Origin of the sequence: Yersinia aldovae 670-83, assembly GCF_000834395.1 — a bacterium.
GTDB lineage: Bacteria > Pseudomonadota > Gammaproteobacteria > Enterobacterales > Enterobacteriaceae > Yersinia > Yersinia aldovae.
This window is the reverse complement of sequence record NZ_CP009781.1, coordinates 2,277,134-2,298,464: the sequence shown is the minus strand read 5'-3', so window position 1 is coordinate 2,298,464 and position 21,331 is coordinate 2,277,134. Positions and strand designations below refer to the sequence as shown.

Genomic DNA, 21,331 nt, shown 5'->3' with positions numbered 1-21,331 from the left:
TAATCGGCTTTCTTATTTTCATGAATGTTTTAATTAAATAATACCTTCTTGTTAGTGTGATAATATATAATTGACAATGAAGTGAGTGAATATATTTTAATATAATCCATTCTAACTGTCTGATTTATATCGCTATAGACACATGGATGTGTCTTATCCTGAAGAATGCTACCCACACTCTATTTATATATCAGTATTTACGTCTATTGCACTGGGGTAAATCTGTTTGTATTGCTCAAAGCTGTCTAATACTGCCGCCTTTTAGCGACAGTGTGATCTTTATCGCCAGGTATCTACTTCTTTCTCGTCACAATTGAGTGGTCGTGATCACAGTGATCATGGCTTTCACATGCTTCAACTACCCCACATTCCGCACATAAACCGTGTGCCTCTACTACGCTGTGACGCAGTGCAAAACCTGATTGCTTTGCCAATTGCGCCAAGGCCTCTTCAATCCCGACGGTAGTGCGCTCGGTCACTATCTTGCAGCGGTCACAGATAAATAGCGCTGAAGTATGAGTCGGCTCTTCAAAATGATGGCATAACACATAGCTATTAGCTGACTCGACGCGATGAATAAACCCTTGATCCAACAGAAAGTCCAATGCGCGATAAACTGTAGGCGGTTTGGCTTGCGGCTCAGAAACTCGTAGCAGATCCAGTAAATCATAAGCGCTGATAGCACCGGGCTGCTGGGCCATCAAACGTAATACCTCTAGACGTTGCGGGGTCAACCGGACGTTTCGTTGTAGGCATAGGCTTTCAGCCTTAGCGAGCAGCGTTTCCTCATTGATCGGTTTCATGATTGTAATCTCGCAACGTAGTCATCAATAGATTCTACCATGTTTGCGCGAGACGTCATATTGACAGGTGTTTGAATTGAGCAATGTTTTTCATCTCACAAAAATATCTCACAGCATATTCTCATACAGTGATCTCATCGAGCATTAGGAATAAGTTGTATTATATTACAGATTTAACTGCGTAGTTTCCTTCGCGGATAACTTGTTAATATGATATAAATCAACTGGTTGCATTAATGCGTTTACCTGTGTAAATACTTCTGTATATAATTGTTTTTTGAAAGAAGAAAATAAAAACTCATTGTAATATAGAGAATTGTATGTCCCACAACACGAGATATAGAACTGAGTTGGATGGATTACGAGCCGTCGCTGTTTTCGCAGTCGTTTTTTATCATGCAAAATTGTCTATTTTTGGCTATGAACTATTCAGAGGAGGCTTTTTAGGCGTAGATATATTTTTTGTATTATCCGGTTTTTTGATAACATCTATTATATTTTCAGACTTAAAAAAAGGTAATTTCTCAGTAAGTGATTTTTTCTTAAGAAGATCCAAGCGAATTCTACCTGCATTAATATTTGTCTTATTATTATCTTCTTTTCTCGCCAGCGAGATATAACGACATCACTACTATCAGCTAAACCAGTTATCTTTATTGGGGCAATATCCTATTCTATTTATCTTTGGCACCAGCCGCTGTTTGTATTCTATAGAATAAAAGTGGGGAGCATAGACACTCAAACATCGCTAGTACTTATTATGATCTCTGTAATTCTTGCCATCATATCGTTCTATTTAATTGAGAAACCATTTAGGAAGAAACAGCTTGCTCTATGGAAATGGGCTGTGATGGGGGTATCTGCATTTATTTTGATACTTTTCTCTGGGGTGACCATAATTAAAAACGGTTTTGCTGATTCTGCAGGTGAACGTTTATCACCCTTGGCAAAAAAGATGTATGAAGATTTTAAAGTTCCTGAATTCCGTAGATTGGAGAGTGTAACCACCGGCCGTAATTACCTTTCAGGCAAACCTACACATCTGTGTGGGAATAGAGATCCATCAGGGGCGTGCAAGTTTGGTGATGAAAGTTGGGTTGTCATAGGAGATAGCTACGCTGCTTCTTTTGAATATGCTTTGCAAACAGAATTAGCAAAAAAGGGAAAAGGAATAATATCTCTAACTTATGAACAATGTTCTTTTGTCTCTGACAAATTATGGTTCGGAACGGCTCCCGAGTGCCCTGATATTAATCGCCGACGTTGGGGGGTTATTAATGCGTTCTCAAGTAAAAAGACATTTTTAATTGCAGCTAATTATGCACAATTTAAAGATACAAAATTGGTTGAGGGTTCACCAGGTAAAGCCCTGAGTATGAATGTAGTATCTGAACCTGCTGCGCCTGACGAGTTGGTATGGGTATCTTTAGCCAGCAACATTAATAAATTGCTCTCTATGGGGCATCGAGTTGTTTTAGTTTACCCAATCCCTACGGTTCGAACGGATGTTAAACGAGACTATTTTAGATTGCTTAATATTAGTAATGGTAACGTCGGGAAAGTCTATGATAAAAGTACTAAAGGATATAATGCAGCAAGTGCATTGAGTGAAAAGTTGAATGCCTATATAAAACCAAGCCCTAACTTAATGATTATTAATCCTGTGGATAGTCTTTGTGAGGGGCATAACTGTCTGATTATTAATAAAAATGGGGGGCTATATAATCAAGGAAGTCATCTTTCTAATGCAGGTGCGAAGTTAGTGTTAGGCCAATTACCTATTATGGACGTGCCAATAGACTTAATTGACGAAAAGTAAGTTATCGCAATAGGGGGAGTGCTATCTGTAATTCAAATTACGGTCGATACATCTCCCCAGATTGACTGATACATTTTTATGCTATCATTAGGGCCGTTTTCCGTAATTCTCGTTCAGCCTTAGCCTCATTTTTGGGTCTGTATCGGGGTCTATCAAGAACAAACTCAACGAATGTATCAAGAAAATACTTTGGCAGACTTAGCCATGAAAAAAAGTGAATCAAGCCTGTTAGCACGCTACCCCCTACAGCGTTTCTCTGTTGCGCCGATGCTCGACTGGACCGATCGCCATTGTCGCTACTTTCATCGGTTGTTAACTAAGCAAGCGTTGTTATATACCGAAATGGTGACGACGGGAGCCATTATTCACGGTAAAGGGGATTATCTGGCTTATAGCGAACAGGACCATCCGGTGGCCTTGCAACTGGGGGGCAGTGATCCTCTGGCTTTAGCGCATTGTGCTAAATTGGCAGAATTGCGCGGCTATAATGAAATCAACTTGAATGTGGGTTGCCCGTCGGATCGCGTGCAAAATGGCCGTTTTGGTGCCTGCTTGATGGGGGAGGCCGAGCTGGTTGCTGATTGCATTAAAGCGATGCGCGATGTGGTTTCTATTCCGGTGACAGTAAAAACACGGATTGGTATTGACCAGCTAGATAGCTATGAGTTTTTGTGCGAATTTGTGCAAACCGTGGCAGAACGTGGCGAATGCAACATTTTCACTATTCATGCCCGTAAAGCCTGGCTCTCAGGATTGAGTCCGAAAGAGAACCGTGAAGTGCCGCCGCTGGATTATGAGCGGGTGTATCAGCTCAAGCGCGATTTTCCGGCACTGACCATTGCCATTAACGGTGGTGTAAAAACACTGGCAGAGGCCAAAGAGCACCTAAAACACCTTGATGGCGTCATGATGGGGCGCGAAGCGTATCAGAATCCCAGTATCCTGACACAAGTGGACCGCGAACTGTTTGATCCCAATGCTCTCGTGGTGGATAGCGTTAAGGCCATTGAAGCGCTTTATCCTTATATCGAACAAGAGTTATCACGCGGTGCTTACCTTGGCCACATAACCCGTCATATTCTGGGTGTTTTCCAGGGAATTCCCGGTGCGCGTCAATGGCGTCGCCATTTAAGTGAAAATGCTCATAAGCCCGGTGCTGATGTCTCCGTGGTGGAACAAGCGTTGGCAATGGTCACTCGCCCACAGGTTAGTTCTCTGTAATAAAGTTCGCTATAAGTTAGTCAAATTGACCATGCCTGCCAGTCTCACTGGTAGGTTTTCTTATTAAATAACGAAAATATTCAGTTGGTTAACGTAATTTTTTTGTTGGCATGTTTCTTGTAATACTCCTTATAACCCCCCGATTTGATCGTTATATATGATGATGTGGTTGTGGGAAATAAACCCTTATTTAGGAGCCAGCCATGTTCGAAATTTTCTTTGTTATCGGTTTTTTTATCATGCTGATGGTGACCGGTATATCTTTGTTCGGCATCTTTGCTGCGCTGCTGGTTGCGGCTGCCTTTATGATGTTGGGCGGCTTATTTGTCATGATGATTAAACTGTTGCCTTGGTTAATCTTGGCCATCGTGGTGGTCTGGATATGGCGTTCAATGCAAAAGCCGGTAGTTAGACGTTACTAAATTTCACTTTCTTGCGGCAGCGATCACAGCCTGAAAGATTAGTAAGACGAATCTGGGAGAAAACGTGTTTTTTCTTGGATGTGCTTGCTAGGATGCTTACCGATACGATTTGGTATCACATTTTCATCCCTGTCAGAGCTAAAAATAGCTGTATAAATGGCACTCGGTTCTGGCGGACTACCCTGTAGTACCCCTACGCTTGCACTAAAAGAAAACAGTGTAACCAGGGCTTCTGATTGTTAGAAGCCCTGGTTATTACTTTCGGTATGAGACTCGGCGAGCAGAACCTCCGGTAAGTAATAAACTAAATAGTGATATTAAAGATTAGAAAATAATCGATCATAGTTGGCAATCATATAAGAAATTTGTGCATCAAAAGCTTCTTTTGCTAATTTATTATCTTCGTCGTTTTTACATTTCTTTTTGATATCAAAAAAACTCTGCTGCATCAATTGGACGGTGACATCCATAGACTTCTGTAATGCAGATAAGTTATTGTTTTCACCATAGCTATTTAATAGGAAATCAAACTTACCATCAGCGAAGTCCCGTAACTTTTGAAACTCTATGTTGTTTATTTTATTATCATGATAAATGTTACTTAGCAATTCATTTATGTCCCTATTACTTACAGAGTGACTCATTGTTTAAACCTCAGTGTATGTGATTGATGATGGCAGTAATCTGGATGTGACGTTTTGAGGATATATATTTCCTTGCAGGAGGGCAATTAGGATATATTGAACTACCGTCTTAAAGTAATAGGAGATAATATTTTTAATAAGTTATAACTGTAAGTAATGGATAGTGATAATTAACTATCCATTATTAGTCTGAGTTATTAAGGAATAAGTAAGCTTGAGCCGGTTGTTTGGCGACTTTCTAATATTTGGTGTGCGCGGTGAGCATCACTTAACGGGAATTGCTGCGCTTTAGCGACATCAACGTTAATTGCTCCACTGCCAATGAGTGAGAATAATTGTTCACTGGCATTTTCCAGCTCTTGCCGATGAGTAACATAAGCGTTGAGGGACGGGCGGGTAACATACAGCCCGCCTTTTTGGTTCAGGATAGCAAGGTCTACTCCTGTCACCGGGCCGGAAGCGTTGCCAAAGCTAACCATTAAACCTCTGCGCCTAAGGCTGTTGAGCGAGTCCAGCCAGGTGCTTTTGCCAACGGAGTCATATACTACGCCTACTTTCTCGCCGTTGGTCAGTTCTGCAACCCGCTCGGCGATATTTTCTGTACGATAGTTAATGGTCGCCCAAGCTCCTTTAGCTTTTGCTAATTCAGCTTTTTCATCAGAGCCTACCGTACCAATCAGCTTGGCTCCCAGTGCTTTTGCCCATTGACAGGCAATCAGCCCAACTCCCCCTGCTGCGGCATGGAACAGGAATACTTCGCCCGGTTTAATTGCGTAAGTTTGGCGCAACAGATAATGGACGGTCAGCCCTTTGAGGAATGATGCCGCAGCCTGCTCGAAAGAGATATTATCAGGGAGTATGGCAATTTTGTCAGCGGCGACATTATGGACTTCGCTGTAAGCGCCAAGAGCAGATTGGGCATAGACCACTCGATCACCGACGTTTATCGCACTAATCTTGGCCCCGACTTTGGTCACAATTCCGGCGGCTTCTGTTCCCAACCTACTCGGGAGATGTGGCGGTGCATAAAGCCCGCCACGGATATAGGTATCAATATAGTTAATACCAATTGCCTTATTTTCGACCTGAACCTCATGTGCAGCAGGGTCAACAGGTGTAAAATCAAGGTATTGCAATACGTCTGGCCCGCCGGTGGTGCTAAATTGGATATGCTTTGCCATGTCAGTTCCTTCGCAATAGATGTATTTTCACCCTACAGGGATCTGCATGGTGTGCCAAGTACCGGCTGAAACCCATTGCCGTGACTGATATCATCATCAATTCCCTTGGTACTTGAAGTCAGTTGCATCTACTCACCTGAATCGCTGATTTCTTTCCGCTCATTGGGATTTATTCATTTACTGTCTATCTGCAACTCCAATTACTTTGTGTATATACTAGGTCGTTATATTTTCTATTCGATATTTTCCTATCGCAACAAAGGTAAAGAACACTTTTCATGGCAGCAAAAAAACCAACCAACAATATGACCGCGCCACGAGACCGCCAGATGGAAGGGCTGAAGCTCCCGCCTCATTCGCTGGAGGCAGAGCAGTCCGTGTTGGGCGGTTTAATGCTGGATAACGAACGCTGGGATAACGTGTCTGAACGCGTTGCCAGCAATGACTTTTTCAGCCGCCCGCATCGCCGGATCTTTACTGAAATGCAGCGTTTGCTGGAGAACAGCAAGCCAATCGATTTGATAACATTGTCTGAATCGCTGGAACAAAAAGGGGATTTGGATTCGGTAGGGGGGTTTGCCTATCTGGCCGAACTCTCAAAAAATACGCCAAGTGCGGCGAATATCGGTGCTTATGCTGATATCGTACGCGAACGTGCCGTTGTTCGTGAAATGATCTCGGTGGCCAACGAGATTGCCGATGCCGGTTATGATCCGCAAGGACGTAGTAGTGAAGACCTGCTGGATCTGGCTGAATCCAAAGTGTTCCAGATTGCCGAAAGCCGTGCCAGCAAAGATGAAGGGCCGAAAAGCGTCGATCAGATCCTCGAAGCTACGGTCGCGCGAATTGAACAGCTCTATCAGCGGCCTCATGATGGTGTCACCGGTGTTTCTACCGGTTTTACTGATTTGGATAAAAAGACTGCCGGCTTGCAGAAATCAGATTTAATTATTGTCGCCGCGCGTCCATCGATGGGGAAAACCACCTTTGCGATGAACTTGTGCGAAAACGCCGCGATGATGCAGGAAAAACCGGTATTAATCTTCAGTTTGGAGATGCCCGGTGATCAGATAATGATGCGTATGCTGGCATCCTTATCGCATGTGGATCAGACGCGTATTCGTACCGGTCAGCTTGATGATGAGGATTGGGCGCGTATTTCGAGCACGATGGGTATATTGATGGAAAAACGCAATATGTACATCGATGACTCATCCGGCCTGACCCCCACTGAAGTGCGCTCTCGTGCGCGGCGTATCTTCCGTGAACACGGTGGTTTGAGCCTGATCATGATCGACTACCTGCAATTGATGCGGGTGCCGTCCTTGTCAGATAACCGAACGCTGGAAATCGCGGAAATCTCTCGCTCGCTGAAAGCGCTGGCAAAAGAGCTGCAAGTGCCGGTAGTGGCGTTATCACAGCTTAACCGTAGTTTGGAGCAACGTGCTGATAAGCGGCCAGTTAACTCCGATTTACGTGAATCAGGTTCTATCGAGCAGGATGCTGACTTAATCATGTTTATTTACCGTGATGAGGTTTATCACGAGAACAGTGATGAGAAAGGGATCGCACAAATCATTTTGGGTAAACAGCGTAATGGCCCGATCGGTTCTGTCCGGCTGAAATTTAACGGTCAGTGGTCGCGCTTTGATAATTATGCAGGCCCGCAATACGACGACGAATAATATCCCCTTTATCCTTGAAGTTGCAGGTTTTTTCACTTGCGGCCTTGGCTTTGGGTATAACCTCTATTAAGGATAAGAAATGAAAGCGGCAACAGCAGTAATCGACCGCCGCGCTCTGCGACATAACTTGCAACAGATACGGCATATCGCGCCACAAAGCCGCCTGATAGCAGTTGTGAAAGCAAACGCTTATGGCCACGGGTTATTAGAAATAGCACACACGCTACAAGATGCTGATTGCTACGGTGTGGCGCGTATCGGCGAAGCACTGATGCTGAGATCTGGCGGGATTGTAAAGCCGATTCTGCTGCTGGAAGGGTTCTTTGCCGCAGAAGATTTGCCAATTCTGGTGGCTAATCGTATTGAAACCGCAGTACACAGCATTGAGCAATTAGAAGCGCTGGAAAACGTGCAACTGCCTGCTCCGATTAATGTCTGGATGAAACTTGATACTGGAATGCACCGTTTGGGGGTTCGCCCTGAACAGGCGGAGGCTTTCTATCAGCGCCTGAGTGCCTGCGATAATGTTATTCAGCCAGTCAATATCATGAGCCACTTTAGCCGCGCAGATGAGCCGCAAGTGGAGACCACTCGTCAGCAACTAAGCTGTTTTGATGCCTTTACTGCCGGTAAACCGGGGATGAAGTCTATCGCCGCATCTGGCGGTATTTTGCTGTGGCCAGAGGCGCATCGTGACTGGGTTCGGCCAGGCATTATTCTGTACGGTGTTTCACCTTTGGATTCGCCCCATGCCAGCCATTATAATTTATTACCGGCAATGGCACTGAAATCCAGCCTGATTGCTGTTCGTGAGCACAAAGCCGGTGAGCCAGTAGGGTATGGCGGCACCTGGGTCAGTGATCGCGATACCCGTTTGGGTGTGGTGGCAATTGGCTATGGTGACGGTTATCCGCGCAGCGCACCATCAGGCACTCCCGTGCGGATCAATGGCCGCGAAGTGGGCCTTGTCGGACGAGTCTCTATGGATATGATCTCAGTTGATCTTGGGCCGGATGCCAGCGATAAAGTGGGTGATGAAGTGCTGTTGTGGGGTTCCGAATTGCCGGTTGAGAAAATTGCGGCTTACACCGGTATCAGTGCTTATGAGTTGATCACTAAGCTGACCTCCCGCGTAGCGATGGAATATCTAGGGGAATAAGGTAAGCTGCCTAATAAAGGCATAGATAATGACTATCGATAAAGGAGAGCAGCACCGTGTTCCAGAATGTTGACGCTTACGCAGGTGATCCGATCCTGTCGCTGATGGAAAGTTTTAAAGCTGATAGCCGTGCGCATAAAGTAAATTTGAGCATCGGGCTTTATTACAACGAACAGGGTGAGATCCCGTTGATGCAAGCGGTTCAAGCTGCGGAAGCACAATTGAATGCGCAGCCGCACGGGACCCCGGTTTATTTGCCGATGGAAGGGTTGCTCGCCTACCGAACGGCTATCCAGCAGTTATTATTTGGCAGCGATCATCCGATGCTGACTCAGCAACGGGTGGCGACGATTCAAACCGTGGGTGGATCGGGTGCATTGAAAGTCGGTGCTGATTTCCTGTATCACTATTTCCCTGACTCACAGGTCTGGGTCAGTGATCCTACCTGGGAGAACCACGTTGCTATCTTTAGTGGCGCAGGGTTCAAGGTGAATACCTATCCGTATTTCGATAACGACAAGTTGGGCGTAAAGTTCGACCAAATACTGGCAACATTGCAGCAATTGCCTGCCAGAAGTATCGTTTTACTGCATCCTTGCTGCCACAACCCGACGGGTTCTGACCTTACCAATGCGCAATGGGATCACGTCATTAAAGTGGCTAAAGGGCGTGATTTGATTCCGTTCCTCGATATCGCTTATCAAGGTTTTGGTGCTGGGCTGAACGCAGATGCTTACGCCATTCGCGCGATGGCGGCGGCTGAACTGCCCTGTCTGGTCAGTAACTCTTTCTCCAAAATCTTCTCTTTGTATAACGAGCGGGTCGGTGGCCTGTCAGTGGTATGCGAAAGTGAAGAAGCGGCGGGGCGGGTGTTAGGCCAACTGAAAGCGACAGTGCGTCGTAACTATTCCAGTCCGCCAAACTTCGGCGCGCAGGTGGTCGCAAAAGTCTTGCATGACAGTGAGTTACGCGGTCAATGGCAGGCAGAAGTAGAACAGATGCGGCTGCGTATTATTGAGATGCGTAGCTCGTTGGTTGACGCCTTAAAAGCCTCTTTGCCAAGCCGTAATTTTGATTACCTGCTACAACAACGCGGCATGTTCAGTTACACCGGTTTTAGCGCAGCACAGGTGGATCGCCTGCGAGAAGAGTTCGGCGTGTATCTGATAGCCAGCGGTAGGATGTGCATGGCTGGCGTCAATCACAGTAATGTTCAGCGTGTTGCGGCAGCTTTTGCTGCGGTACAGTAATCTGATATTGATGTGATTAAAATTAAGGCGATAGCAATATCGCCTGAGGTTAATGACAAAGTGCCCGTAACGGTGAAAACAGGCAGATCGTAAAGAGGCCGTAAACCCTTCCCTGGTGGCGCGGACGCTTTACTCTTCTACCTGTCCTCACCTTGCAAGATCGAGCCGTTAGGGTTTATCAGCAGTCTGAGGCGATAGCAATATCGCCTTTTTTGTTTATTTTTTTCGCCACCTTTCCGTGAGTTACCTTTATCTTCTACTTGTTTAGTCCAAGACCGATGGCTGTAAATCGATTAAAGAATATACTAATTGATGTGGTTGATACATGCCAAACGATCATTCATTGCTCACAGTAAATCTGTTGTCAAAGGTGCAAACTGATGCTTCAGCATGTGTCACTGTTCAATGAAGCCTTTATGGAATAAATAGCTTATGAGGCCGTTTCGCGAGACCGTACCGGCCCATTACAGGAGATATCCACATGAATAATTCAGCATTACTGGAATACTGCATGTCCAAACCTGGGGCAGAGCAGAGCGACCATGAGAAGTGGCAGGCGAATCAGATTAAAGTCGCAGATGTGATGTTTGCTATGGTAGGCGAGACGGAAGGACGCCCCTTTATCTCATTGAAAACCAGCCCTGAATTGGCAGAAAGCCTGAGAGAGCAACATCCGGAGATCGTGCCGAGTGAACACTTGAACAAAGCGCACTGGAACACGGTGTTTCTGGATGGCAAATTACCCAACTCACAGTTTTATTCGTTGATTGACCGTTCTTATCAATTGGTTTTGCAGGGATTGCCCGAACATCGGCGGCAAGAGTTAGTTGTCTGAAGGCTAAAATAGCACTCCAGGACAACTGACTGATTGCCCCGGAGCGCTCATTTAATGGCTACTTACGCTGCAACATCGGTTTGAGGAAGCGAGCTGTATGTGACGCAGCACACTCCGCAACGGTCTCTGGCGTGCCTGATACCAAAATCTCGCCGCCGCCGCTGCCGCCCTCTGGCCCCAGATCGACAATCCAGTCTGCGGTCTTAATCACATCCAGATTATGCTCAATCACCACGATGGTATTGCCCTGATCGCGCAACTGATGCAACACCGCCAGTAGTTGCTGGATATCAGCAAAATGCAGGCCGGTAGTGGGTTCGTCCAGAATATAGAGTGTCTGGCCGGTGCCACGTTTTGACAACTCGCGCGACAGTTTCACCCGCTGCGCTTCCCCACCGGACAGCGTGGTCGCGGATTGGCCCAGGCAGATGTAGGACAGGCCCACATCCATCAAGGTTTGCAACTTACGCGCCAGTGCCGGTACGGCGTCAAAGAACTCACGCGCCTCTTCGATAGTCATCGCCAGCACTTCGTGAATGCTCTTGCCTTTGTATTTTACTTCCAGCGTTTCACGGTTATAACGCTTACCTTTACACTGGTCGCATGGCACATAGATATCCGGCAGGAAGTGCATTTCGACTTTAATGACGCCGTCACCCTGACAGGCTTCACAGCGCCCACCTTTAACGTTAAAGCTGAAACGGCCCGGCGTATAACCACGGGTACGAGACTCAGGTACACCGGCAAATAACTCGCGGATTGGCGTAAAGATGCCGGTATAGGTCGCAGGGTTAGAGCGTGGGGTACGGCCGATCGGACTTTGGTCGATATCAATGACTTTATCGAAATGCTCCAGCCCTTGAATCTCACGATACGGCGCGGGTTCATTACTGGTCGCGCCGTTTAGCTGACGCTGTGCGATGCAATATAAAGTATCGTTGATTAGCGTCGATTTACCCGAGCCAGAAACACCGGTAATGCAGCTAAATAACCCAACAGGCAGCGTCAGAGTGACATCTTTCAAGTTATTACCGCTGGCACCAATCAGTTTCAATACTTTGGTCGGATCGCCGGCGACACGTTGTGCTGGAATAGCAATTTCGCGTTTACCGCTGAGGAACTGGCCGGTCAGTGACTTCGGTTCCGCCATGATGTCATCGACAGTCCCTTCTGCTACCACCTCACCACCATGCACACCGGCACCGGGGCCGATATCAATCACATGGTCAGCGGCGCGGATAGCGTCTTCATCGTGTTCCACCACAATCACGGTATTACCCAGATTACGCAGATGGATCAGTGTTTCCAGCAGACGTTCGTTATCGCGCTGATGCAAACCGATGGACGGTTCATCCAGCACATACATGACACCCACCAAACCGGCACCAATCTGGCTGGCCAGACGAATACGCTGCGCTTCACCACCGGAGAGGGTTTCCGCAGAGCGGGACAGTGACAGATAGTTTAGCCCGACGTTAACCAGGAACTTCAGCCGATCGCCAATTTCTTTCAATATTTTTTCGGCGATTTGCGCCCGCTGACCACTGAGCTTCATGTTTTGGAAGAAGCTCAGCGCATGGCCGATGCTCAGTTCTGAAATCTCTGGCAACGTGGTATTTTCTACAAACACATAGCGCGCTTCGCGGCGCAAGCGGGTGCCGTGGCAGGATGCACAAGAGCGGTTACTGATAAATTTAGCCAGTTCTTCACGCACCGCACTGGATTCCGTTTCTTTATAACGGCGCTCCATATTGTGCAGCACACCTTCGAATGGATGGCGGCGAACGGTGGTGTCACCGCGGTCATTTATATATTTGAATTCAATAGTATCTTTACCGGAACCGTACAATACCGCTTTCTGTGTTGCGGCATCCAGCGAGTTAAACGGTGCTTCGATATCAAACTTATAATGATCAGCCAGTGAGCGCAGCATCTGGAAGTAATAGAAGTTGCGACGATCCCAGCCACGAATCGCGCCACCGGCCAGTGACAGCTCAGGGTTTTGTAGCACGCGGTCTGGATCAAAGAACTGCTGGACACCCAGACCATCACAGGTCGGGCAGGCACCGGCCGGGTTGTTAAAGGAGAACAGGCGCGGTTCCAGCTCACTCATGCTATAGCCGCAAATCGGGCAGGCAAAGTTGGCGGAGAACAACAGTTCTTCGGCGTGAGGGTCATCCATATCGGCGACCATAGCAGTCCCACCGGAAAGCTCCAATGCGGTTTCGAACGATTCTGCCAGCCGTTGAGCCAGATCTTCGCGCACTTTAAAGCGATCGACCACCACTTCAATGGTGTGTTTCTTTTGCAGTTCTAATTTCGGTGGATCAGACAGATCACAAACCTCACCGTCGATCCGCGCACGGATGTAGCCCTGCATAGCAAGGCCTTCCAGCGTCTTGGTATGCTCGCCTTTGCGATCTTTTACCACCGGTGCCAGTAGCATCAGGCGGCGGCCTTCGGGCTGGGTGATGACGTTATCCACCATCTGGCTGACGGTTTGGGCCGCCAACGGTACATCATGATCCGGACAGCGTGGCTCGCCGACACGGGCGAACAGCAAACGCAGGTAATCATGAATTTCAGTGATGGTGCCCACGGTAGAACGCGGGTTATGAGAAGTCGATTTTTGCTCGATGGAGATGGCCGGAGACAGACCTTCAATATGGTCGACATCCGGTTTTTCCATCAGCGATAGAAATTGGCGCGCATAGGCGGAAAGAGACTCAACATAGCGGCGTTGGCCCTCGGCATACAGGGTATCAAAAGCCAGTGAGGATTTGCCTGAACCCGATAGACCGGTGACCACGATCAGTTTGTCGCGCGGGATAATCAGGTTGATATTCTTAAGATTATGGGTGCGAGCGCCCCGAACTTCGATATTATCCATTCAAACATTTCCCGGATGTAAACTGAGCCTCTCACCATGCCCTTTTTTACTCTTCGTACTTGAAGCCGCAGGGTTGTTGGCTGCGTTCACTCACCCGAATCACTTACTGGTTGTAAGCTCACCGAGATTTGCTCGCTTGCCGCCTACCTGCAATTCCAATCACTTTGAGTAATGTATAGACGCATTTTGCAACGCCAAAAAAGGACACAGCCAGTACGAAACGGATAATTATGACACAAAAAAACCTGAATGGATATCCAGTATCCGGGTGCAATTAAGGCAGTTATTGCAATAAATTTGCAATGCATTGCGCAGTGATGATCAGTTGTGCCGTTTACCCGCTAGCGTGTTAAACTTACTCGCTTATACTCGTCATACTTCAAGTTGCATGTGCGTTGGCCACGCTTAATAACCCGAATCACTTACTACAGTAAGCTTATCGGTATTATCTCGCTTACCGCCTTCCTGCAACTCGAATTATTTAGGGTATGTACCGTACAAAATTTATTTCATCAGGAGAGTTCACATGGCCAGCAGAGGCGTAAACAAAGTGATTTTGGTCGGGAATTTGGGCCAAGACCCGGAAGTCCGCTACATGCCTAATGGCGGCGCTGTTGCCAATATCACCCTGGCCACTTCCGAAAGCTGGCGTGATAAGGCAACCGGCGAGCAGAAAGAAAAAACGGAATGGCATCGTGTGGTGTTGTTCGGCAAACTGGCAGAAGTTGCTGGTGAATATCTGCGCAAAGGCTCTCAGGTCTATATCGAAGGCGCATTGCAAACCCGTAAATGGACAGATCAGGCTGGTGTTGAGAAATATACCACTGAAGTTGTGGTTAACGTCGGCGGCACCATGCAAATGCTGGGTGGTCGTCAAGGCGGTGGTGCTCCGGCGGGTGGTGGTGCATCACAAGACGGCGGCGCGCAAAGCGGTTGGGGTCAGCCTCAGCAACCACAAGGTGGCAGCCAGTTCAGCGGTGGTCAGCAGGCTTCACGCCCGGCTCAATCAGCACCAGCTGCGCAACCACAAGGCGGCAATGAGCCACCAATGGATTTCGACGACGATATTCCGTTCTGATCTACGCAAATTAGTAATAGAAATCAAACCAACCCAGTGTAATAGCTGGGTTTTTTTATACTTAAATTATTCATCTTCAAGGCATTGCAGCTATTTTTTTGCACTGTCGATCAAGGCCTGCAAGGATATTATCTGCTAAGTCAGCAGGAAAATTAGCCGGAAGTTGGGCTTGTACTTGTGTGATAACCCGTGGGGTTGCGGCAATTATTTCATCAATAATAGTGTCAGCTTGAATCGCTCCTAGTCCAACAAATTCTGCCTGTTTTCGCCAATGACGGCGTTGAATCTGGTTAATCAAATAGTAATTTTCACTCCCTCTCACCGCCATCGCTAACTTGGCTTTTTGGGATGCAATTTGATAACGGCCCGAACCAATAATCGGGTGGGTCGATAGCACATCGTAAAGCGGGGTGAGGTGATAATGATTCCCAGGCAAATGCGTAATGCTAAAGTTTTTTGCATGTCCATCAGTTGCGGCCAATAACCAGAAAATAATCTGCGTTTTAAAGAAAGCATTTCTGTCCTCACTGGCATTATCCGAACCACTCAAAATCTCCATTATGGTGGTAATACCGGGGCCACCATCCATTTGATATTTTTTTAAGGGGGAAGTCCCTGTGGCCTGACACATATCTTCTTGCGGCAATCTGACGATCCAACTCTTGTCACGCGATAACCGTCGGTCAAAACGCTCAACAATCAATGCCTTTTGATCTTCAAACTGGCCAATTTCACAACGGGCAACCGGCAAGTTATAACTTGCCAGAATTTTTGCACACAGCCATTCATTTTCAACCGAGGTCCTCATATCAGCTTGCATATTGCCGACTAAACCCAACGGAAGTTTGAATATATGGGTGGTGGGAGTGCTGCCCAATGGGAGGCACCATCGGTTGTCGTGAAACAAAAGGGCTGTTTTTTCTTGTGCTCCAGCAATAGATAATCTGAGATCCTCATCGTGTTCAGGGTGCACAAATGCATTGTCAGATAATGAGTTTCGTAGGATGCGAGCCACATCGCTTTCTGTTAGTGGTTGTTGTTGAATTGAGAATAGATCAGAGGGAGGAGCATCATCAGCCAGCAATTGTATTGCACCGACACAATCTCTCCCTAATTCAACGAGTAGATCAAAAGGGCTGATGCTGTCAGCGTGATATTTAGTTGCCAGCCGCCGCCGGATATCATCGCTATCGGGCAATAAATTATCAAAATAGTCCCGGACAATATTACCTCTATAAACCTGATTATTGGCAGTGAAAGGCAATGATAACGATAGCGGGCGACCTTGTTCGTTTGCTAACCATTCTTGGGAATAAACCAGTGATTCTTCACCTCGATTTTTTTCCCAATAGCCAACATGCTGACCATTCATCCAGATATTGAGCCGTTGAATGCGACGAGCCATATTACCAATCCTCTTGTTTTGACGGTAAATCTATCGTCTGGCTTTGTTCTGGCTGGTGGGTTTTACTGGGATACGAGTTGGCGTTTTTTTTCTCACCAAGGATCAGTTCTACGTCTAAAAGTTGTAATACTTTAAAAAGCCGTTCAACACTGGCCGAGGCGGGATCAGCTTCAAGCTTTGCATAGGACTGCTGGGTGATACCTAACAGTTGTGCCAGGCTGGCCTGAGTCAGCCCTTTATTTTTTCGAAAACCAATCAACGTCGGGCGTAATTGACTCAAAATTTTAATGGGATAGTCCATCAAGACCTCTCAGCAGAGAATGGTGCACAGTAGCAAAATACAGTGTATAAACTGTAATTTAACAATACAATGAATAAGCTGTAAAAGCAAAATACAACTCTTAAGCTGTTATTGGAGTTTACAGTCTAAAGACTGTTTTTTACGGTGATATCAGAATAGTAAAGCGCTATCCGTGACTCAACTATAATCATGTATCAATAGTTGCAACTCATTCTGTCACTTACCATCTGGAGCTTAGCTATGGTCATTGTTCACCATCTGAATAATTCACGTTCACAGCGGATCTTGTGGATGTTGGAAGAATTGCAAGTACCTTATGAGTTGAAGCGCTATCAGCGCGATCCTGGCAGCTTGTTGGCACCATCTGAATTGAAGAAAATCCATCCGCTGGGTAAATCACCGGTGATTACTGACGGTGACTTAACACTGGCGGAATCGGGTGCCATCATTGAGTATTTGCAGGAAGCCTATGATGCACAAGGGCTGCTTAAACCCACCGGCCATTATGATCGTCAGCAGTTCCGTTATTGGATGCATTATGCCGAAGGTTCACTGATGCCATTGCTGGTGATGAAACTTATTTTCAGCCGCCTGGGTGGGCCGCCAGTACCGTGGATTATCCGTCCGGTCGCCAAAGCATTGGGTGATGGGGTACAGAAAAGTTACCTGAATAAGCAAATTGCCACTCACCGCGATTATCTGGAACAGCATTTAGAAAAGAATCAATGGTTTGCTGGCAGCGATTTTAGCGCGGCAGATATTCAGATGAGTTTTCCTATTGAGGCAATAAATATGCGCGGCGGTTTTGCGGGGTTCCCGAAACTGCAAGATTTCTTAGTGCGCATCCATCAGCGCCCAGCTTACCAACAGGCGATTGAAAAGGGCGGCGCTTTTAAATTAGAAAGCTAATAATCCATCATTAGCTATTAAGAATTACGCAAACAAAACAGGTGTGAGGCTGCTCACACTTTGATTTCCCCTGAGAATAAATGCGTCCAAACAAATTAATGTAAAAAAATGCAGTAAATGTGGCTATCTGGTGTTGATTAGTCGCTGTGAATAGCTAGATAATCGTTTGCCTTGAATTTCATCCACCTTAAACTTCGATTTTTTTCAGTCATGCGTGTTCCCAACTAATCGTTTGCTATTCTCTTCACCATTTGCGTAATGGCGGAGTTGATGAGTTAATCGGCAGCAACGGAAACGATTACGTATGGGAAAAGCGTGTGACTTGCTGACTATTTTAAAAATGACACACAGGGGACATCACCATGTCTAGCACCAATCCTCAAGCGAATCAGGCATTAAAGCCGAAGAGTTCGCTTGATGCGTTTTTCAAGTTGAGTGAACGTGGCAGTAATGTACGTCAGGAAGTGCTGGCTGGCCTAACAACCTTTCTGGCTATGGTTTACTCGGTGATTGTTGTGCCGAGCATGTTAGGTAAAGCGGGCTTCCCACCAACGGCGGTGTTTGTTGCAACCTGTCTGGTGGCGGGCCTTGGCTCTCTGCTCATGGGCTTGTGGGCAAATCTGCCAATGGCAATTGGTTGTGCTATTTCACTGACTGCATTTACTGCGTTCAGTTTGGTATTAGGCCAACACATCAGTATTCCCGTGGCATTAGGGGCGGTATTCCTGATGGGGGTGCTGTTTACCATTATCTCCGTCACCGGTATCCGCTCGTGGATATTGCGTAACCTGCCGATGGGCGTGGCGCATGGTACGGGGATTGGGATTGGTCTGTTCCTGCTGCTGATTGCCGCCAACGGTGTCGGCCTGGTTATCAAAAACCCTATCGAAGGTTTGCCGGTCGCATTGGGCGCATTTACTTCTTTCCCGGTGATTATGACCTTGCTGGGTCTGGCGGTGATTTTTGGCCTGGAGAAACTGCGGGTGCCGGGTGGCATTCTGCTGGTGATTATCGCCATCTCAGTTATCGGACTGATTTTTGATCCCAGCGTGACTTATCAAGGGCTGTTTGCCATGCCAAGCCTGGCTGACGCTGATGGTAACTCATTGATTTTCAGTCTTGATATCATGGGTGCTTTGAAGCCGGTGGTGTTGCCAAGTGTATTGGCATTGGTGATGACCGCCGTATTTGATGCCACCGGGACTATCCGCGCGGTAGCAGGGCAGGCAAATTTGCTGGATAAAGATGGCCAGATCATCAGTGGCGGTAAAGCGCTGACCTCTGATTCCGTCAGTAGCATCTTCGCCGGTTTAGTGGGGGCGGCTCCTGCGGCGGTTTATATTGAATCTGCGGCCGGTACTGCGGCAGGCGGCAAAACCGGTCTGACAGCAACCGTCGTCGGTATCCTGTTCCTGTTGATGCTGTTCCTCTCACCGCTGTCCTATTTGGTTCCCGCTTATGCCACAGCACCGGCTCTGATGTACGTCGGTTTGCTGATGCTGAGCAACGTTTCCAAACTGGATTTTGAAGACTTCGTAGATGCCATGTCGGGCTTACTGTGTGCGGTGTTTATCGTGCTGACCTGTAATATCGTGACCGGTATCATGCTGGGCTTCAGCTCACTGGTCATTGGCCGCATCTTTTCTGGTGAATGGCGTAAATTGAATCTCGGTACGGTGATTATTGCGGTAGCGCTGGTGGCATTCTATGCTGGCGGCTGGGCGATTTAAGTTCACGCTATTGCAGATTTATACTGGCATCAGCAGTCAATGCGGCCCTGATGCCAGACTATTCTGAATAACCTTCCTATCTTTGTTTTTCCTACCATTTGTAACAGCTTTTTTCCCCATTACATGAAAAAGTGATCTACTATCAAAAGCTACACTTCAGCCCTGGTGATGGGCGGGTATGTCAGAACGAATGTCGTGTTGAGTCTAAGGAAAGCATGGAAATCTTTTTTACAATCCTCATCCTGATTTTGGTGGTATCGCTTTCTGGCGTTGTCACGCGGATGTTACCGTTTCAAATTCCCCTTCCTCTGATGCAGATTGTCTGTGGTGCCTTATTGGCCTTTCCCCACTTTGGTTTGCATGTCGATTTTGATCCGGAATTATTCCTGGTGCTGTTTATTCCGCCGCTGTTATTTGCCGATGGCTGGAAGACGCCGACGCGGGAGTTTATTCACCACGGGCGCGAGATCTTTGGTCTGGCACTGGCATTAGTGCTGGTCACGGTGGTGGGCATCGGCTATCTGATTTACTGGATGGTACCGGGGATTCCTCTGGTGGCGGCCTTTGCGCTAGCGGCAGTACTGTCGCCAACCGATGCTGTGGCGTTATCCGGTATCGTGGGGAAAGGTCGCATACCGAAATCAATTATGGGCGTACTGGAAGGGGAGGCATTGATGAATGACGCCTCCGGTCTGGTGGCGCTGAAGTTTGCTATTGCTGTTGCGATGGGCACGATGGTGTTTACAGTGTCTGGTGCAACGCTGGAATTCTTGAAAGTGGCGATTGGCGGCCTGCTGGCCGGTGTCGCCGTCACCTGGCTATACAGTAAGTCGCTGCGCCTGATGAGCCGCTGGAGCGGTGATGATCCGGCAACACAAATCGTCTTGCTGCTGCTGCTGCCGTTCGCCTCTTACTTGATTGCAGAACATATTGGTGTCTCCGGCATTTTAGCCGCCGTCGCAGCGGGTATGACCATCAGCCAGTCAGGGGTTATTCGTAATGCGCCGTTGGCGATGCGGTTACGTGCTGATAGCGTGTGGTCAATGTTGGAGTTCGTGTTTAACGGCATGGTGTTTATCCTGCTGGGCCTGCAACTGCCGGGGATTCTGGAAACCTCTATCGTGCAGGCAGAACTGGACCCGACCATCCAAACCTGGAACCTGTTTGCCGATGTTGCCATTATTTATGGCGCGTTGCTGGTGCTGCGTTTTAGCTGGTTGTGGGCGATGAAGAAAATCAGCAAGCGCGTGTTGACCAAGCGGCCACTGGAATTTGGCAATTATACCACCCGTGAGTTGTGGGTTGCTTCATTCGCCGGGGTGCGTGGAGCGATTACGCTTGCCGGTGTTCTGTCAATTCCATTATTCCTTAGCGATGGTTCCGCTTTCCCATCCCGTTATCAGTTGGTATTTATCGCCACCGGCGTCATTTTGTTATCGGTTATTGTTGGGGTGATTGCTTTGCCGCCGTTACTGCGTGGCGTGAGAGTTGCAGATAAGAGTGCCAGCCGTGAAGAAGTGCGTTTTGCGAAGGCGGCGGCGGCGGAAGTGGCGATTGTCAGCTTAAACAAGATGGAAGAGCGTCTGGCGGCCAGCAGCGAGGAGAATATCGATCCCGAATTGCTGAAAGAGGTCAGCTCTCGCGTTATCGGGACTTTGCGACGACGCACCGGCAGTAAAGATGAAATTGAGAACACTTTACTTATCGAAAATCTGGAGCGACGCTTTCGCTTAACCGCGCTGCGGGCTGAACGCGGTGAGTTGTATCATTTGCGCGCGACGCAGAAAATCAGTAATGAAACACTGCAAAAACTGTTGCACGATTTGGACTTGCTGGAAGCATTGTTGATCGAAAAAGAAGGTTAATATCAGACGGCTGACAAACCCCGACGACTCGATCTTGCAAGGTGAGGACAAGTAGAAGAGTAAAGCGTCCGCGCTAAGGGATGGGTTTACGGCGTCTTTACGATCTGCCTGTTTTCACCACTACAGGCACTTTG

General features: G+C 47.4%; 18 protein-coding genes. 12 read left to right on the top strand and 6 right to left on the bottom strand.

Annotated elements, in window-relative coordinates; all coding sequences use genetic code 11:
• Positions 1–293: 293 nt before the first annotated feature.
• Complete coding sequence (zur, locus tag AT01_RS10480; protein ID WP_042547115.1) at positions 294–803, bottom strand: zinc uptake transcriptional repressor Zur; 510 nt, start codon at positions 801–803, stop codon at positions 294–296.
• A 320-nt stretch (positions 804–1,123) separates the two neighbouring features.
• Between zur and AT01_RS22285 the strand changes: the two genes are divergently transcribed.
• The 4 genes from AT01_RS22285 (at position 1,124) to pspG (ending at position 4,265) form a co-directional block, all read left to right on the top strand.
• Complete coding sequence (locus AT01_RS22285) at positions 1,124–1,423, top strand: acyltransferase family protein (protein WP_235427131.1); 300 nt, start codon at positions 1,124–1,126, stop codon at positions 1,421–1,423.
• 140 nt (positions 1,424–1,563) lie between these two features.
• A complete protein-coding gene (locus AT01_RS10475; RefSeq protein WP_186367590.1) occupies positions 1,564–2,622 on the top strand; it encodes an SGNH hydrolase domain-containing protein in 1,059 nt (352 codons plus the stop codon).
• A 204-nt stretch (positions 2,623–2,826) separates the two neighbouring features.
• Complete coding sequence (gene dusA / locus AT01_RS10470; protein ID WP_042548590.1) at positions 2,827–3,843, top strand: tRNA dihydrouridine(20/20a) synthase DusA; 1,017 nt, start codon at positions 2,827–2,829, stop codon at positions 3,841–3,843.
• 203 nt (positions 3,844–4,046) lie between these two features.
• Complete coding sequence (gene pspG, locus AT01_RS10465; RefSeq protein ID WP_004704747.1) at positions 4,047–4,265, top strand: envelope stress response protein PspG; 219 nt, start codon at positions 4,047–4,049, stop codon at positions 4,263–4,265.
• Between the two features lie 317 nt (positions 4,266–4,582).
• Here pspG and AT01_RS10460 read toward each other — a convergent pair whose 3' ends face one another.
• Positions 4,583–4,909, bottom strand: coding sequence for a hypothetical protein (locus AT01_RS10460; protein WP_042547114.1), 327 nt, complete (start codon positions 4,907–4,909; stop codon positions 4,583–4,585).
• Positions 4,910–5,106: 197 nt separating this feature from the next.
• Complete coding sequence (locus tag AT01_RS10455) at positions 5,107–6,090, bottom strand: quinone oxidoreductase (protein ID WP_042547113.1); 984 nt, start codon at positions 6,088–6,090, stop codon at positions 5,107–5,109.
• 278 nt (positions 6,091–6,368) lie between these two features.
• Here AT01_RS10455 and dnaB point away from each other — a divergent pair, with 278 nt between their 5' ends.
• From dnaB to AT01_RS10435, 4 genes are all read left to right on the top strand, one after another.
• Complete coding sequence (dnaB, locus tag AT01_RS10450) at positions 6,369–7,775, top strand: replicative DNA helicase (protein ID WP_004704751.1); 1,407 nt, start codon at positions 6,369–6,371, stop codon at positions 7,773–7,775.
• Between the two features lie 79 nt (positions 7,776–7,854).
• On the top strand, positions 7,855–8,934 hold the full coding sequence (alr, locus tag AT01_RS10445; protein ID WP_042547112.1) for an alanine racemase: 1,080 nt from the start codon (positions 7,855–7,857) through the stop codon (positions 8,932–8,934).
• 56 nt (positions 8,935–8,990) lie between these two features.
• Positions 8,991–10,184 (top strand): amino acid aminotransferase, encoded by a 1,194-nt coding sequence (locus tag AT01_RS10440; protein WP_042547111.1) that lies wholly within the window; start codon positions 8,991–8,993, stop codon positions 10,182–10,184.
• Between the two features lie 481 nt (positions 10,185–10,665).
• Positions 10,666–11,019 carry an MmcQ/YjbR family DNA-binding protein gene (locus AT01_RS10435; protein WP_004704757.1) on the top strand — a complete coding sequence of 118 codons (354 nt, stop codon included), beginning with the start codon at positions 10,666–10,668 and terminating at the stop codon, positions 11,017–11,019.
• A gap of 58 nt (positions 11,020–11,077) precedes the next feature.
• Here the strand turns inward: AT01_RS10435 and uvrA are convergent, their stop codons facing one another.
• Positions 11,078–13,909 (bottom strand): excinuclease ABC subunit UvrA, encoded by a 2,832-nt coding sequence (uvrA, locus tag AT01_RS10430; RefSeq protein ID WP_042547110.1) that lies wholly within the window; start codon positions 13,907–13,909, stop codon positions 11,078–11,080.
• 526 nt (positions 13,910–14,435) lie between these two features.
• Between uvrA and AT01_RS10425 the strand changes: the two genes are divergently transcribed.
• The gene (locus tag AT01_RS10425) at positions 14,436–14,987 is read left to right on the top strand and encodes a single-stranded DNA-binding protein (RefSeq protein WP_042547109.1); all 552 of its coding nucleotides are present in this window, start codon (positions 14,436–14,438) and stop codon (positions 14,985–14,987) included.
• Between the two features lie 76 nt (positions 14,988–15,063).
• Here the strand turns inward: AT01_RS10425 and AT01_RS10420 are convergent, their stop codons facing one another.
• Positions 15,064–16,392: a type II toxin-antitoxin system HipA family toxin gene (locus AT01_RS10420; protein WP_042547108.1), complete on the bottom strand. Its 1,329-nt coding sequence runs from the start codon at positions 16,390–16,392 to the stop codon at positions 15,064–15,066.
• A gap of 1 nt (position 16,393) precedes the next feature.
• The gene (locus AT01_RS10415; RefSeq protein WP_042547107.1) at positions 16,394–16,693 is read right to left on the bottom strand and encodes a helix-turn-helix transcriptional regulator; all 300 of its coding nucleotides are present in this window, start codon (positions 16,691–16,693) and stop codon (positions 16,394–16,396) included.
• Between the two features lie 240 nt (positions 16,694–16,933).
• Between AT01_RS10415 and AT01_RS10410 the strand changes: the two genes are divergently transcribed.
• The 3 genes from AT01_RS10410 (at position 16,934) to AT01_RS10400 (ending at position 21,197) form a co-directional block, all read left to right on the top strand.
• Complete coding sequence (locus AT01_RS10410; protein ID WP_042547106.1) at positions 16,934–17,602, top strand: glutathione S-transferase family protein; 669 nt, start codon at positions 16,934–16,936, stop codon at positions 17,600–17,602.
• A gap of 362 nt (positions 17,603–17,964) precedes the next feature.
• The gene (locus AT01_RS10405) at positions 17,965–19,332 is read left to right on the top strand and encodes an NCS2 family permease (RefSeq protein WP_042547105.1); all 1,368 of its coding nucleotides are present in this window, start codon (positions 17,965–17,967) and stop codon (positions 19,330–19,332) included.
• A 215-nt stretch (positions 19,333–19,547) separates the two neighbouring features.
• A complete protein-coding gene (locus AT01_RS10400; protein WP_004704764.1) occupies positions 19,548–21,197 on the top strand; it encodes a Na+/H+ antiporter in 1,650 nt (549 codons plus the stop codon).
• The last annotated feature ends 134 nt before the right edge of the window (positions 21,198–21,331 follow it).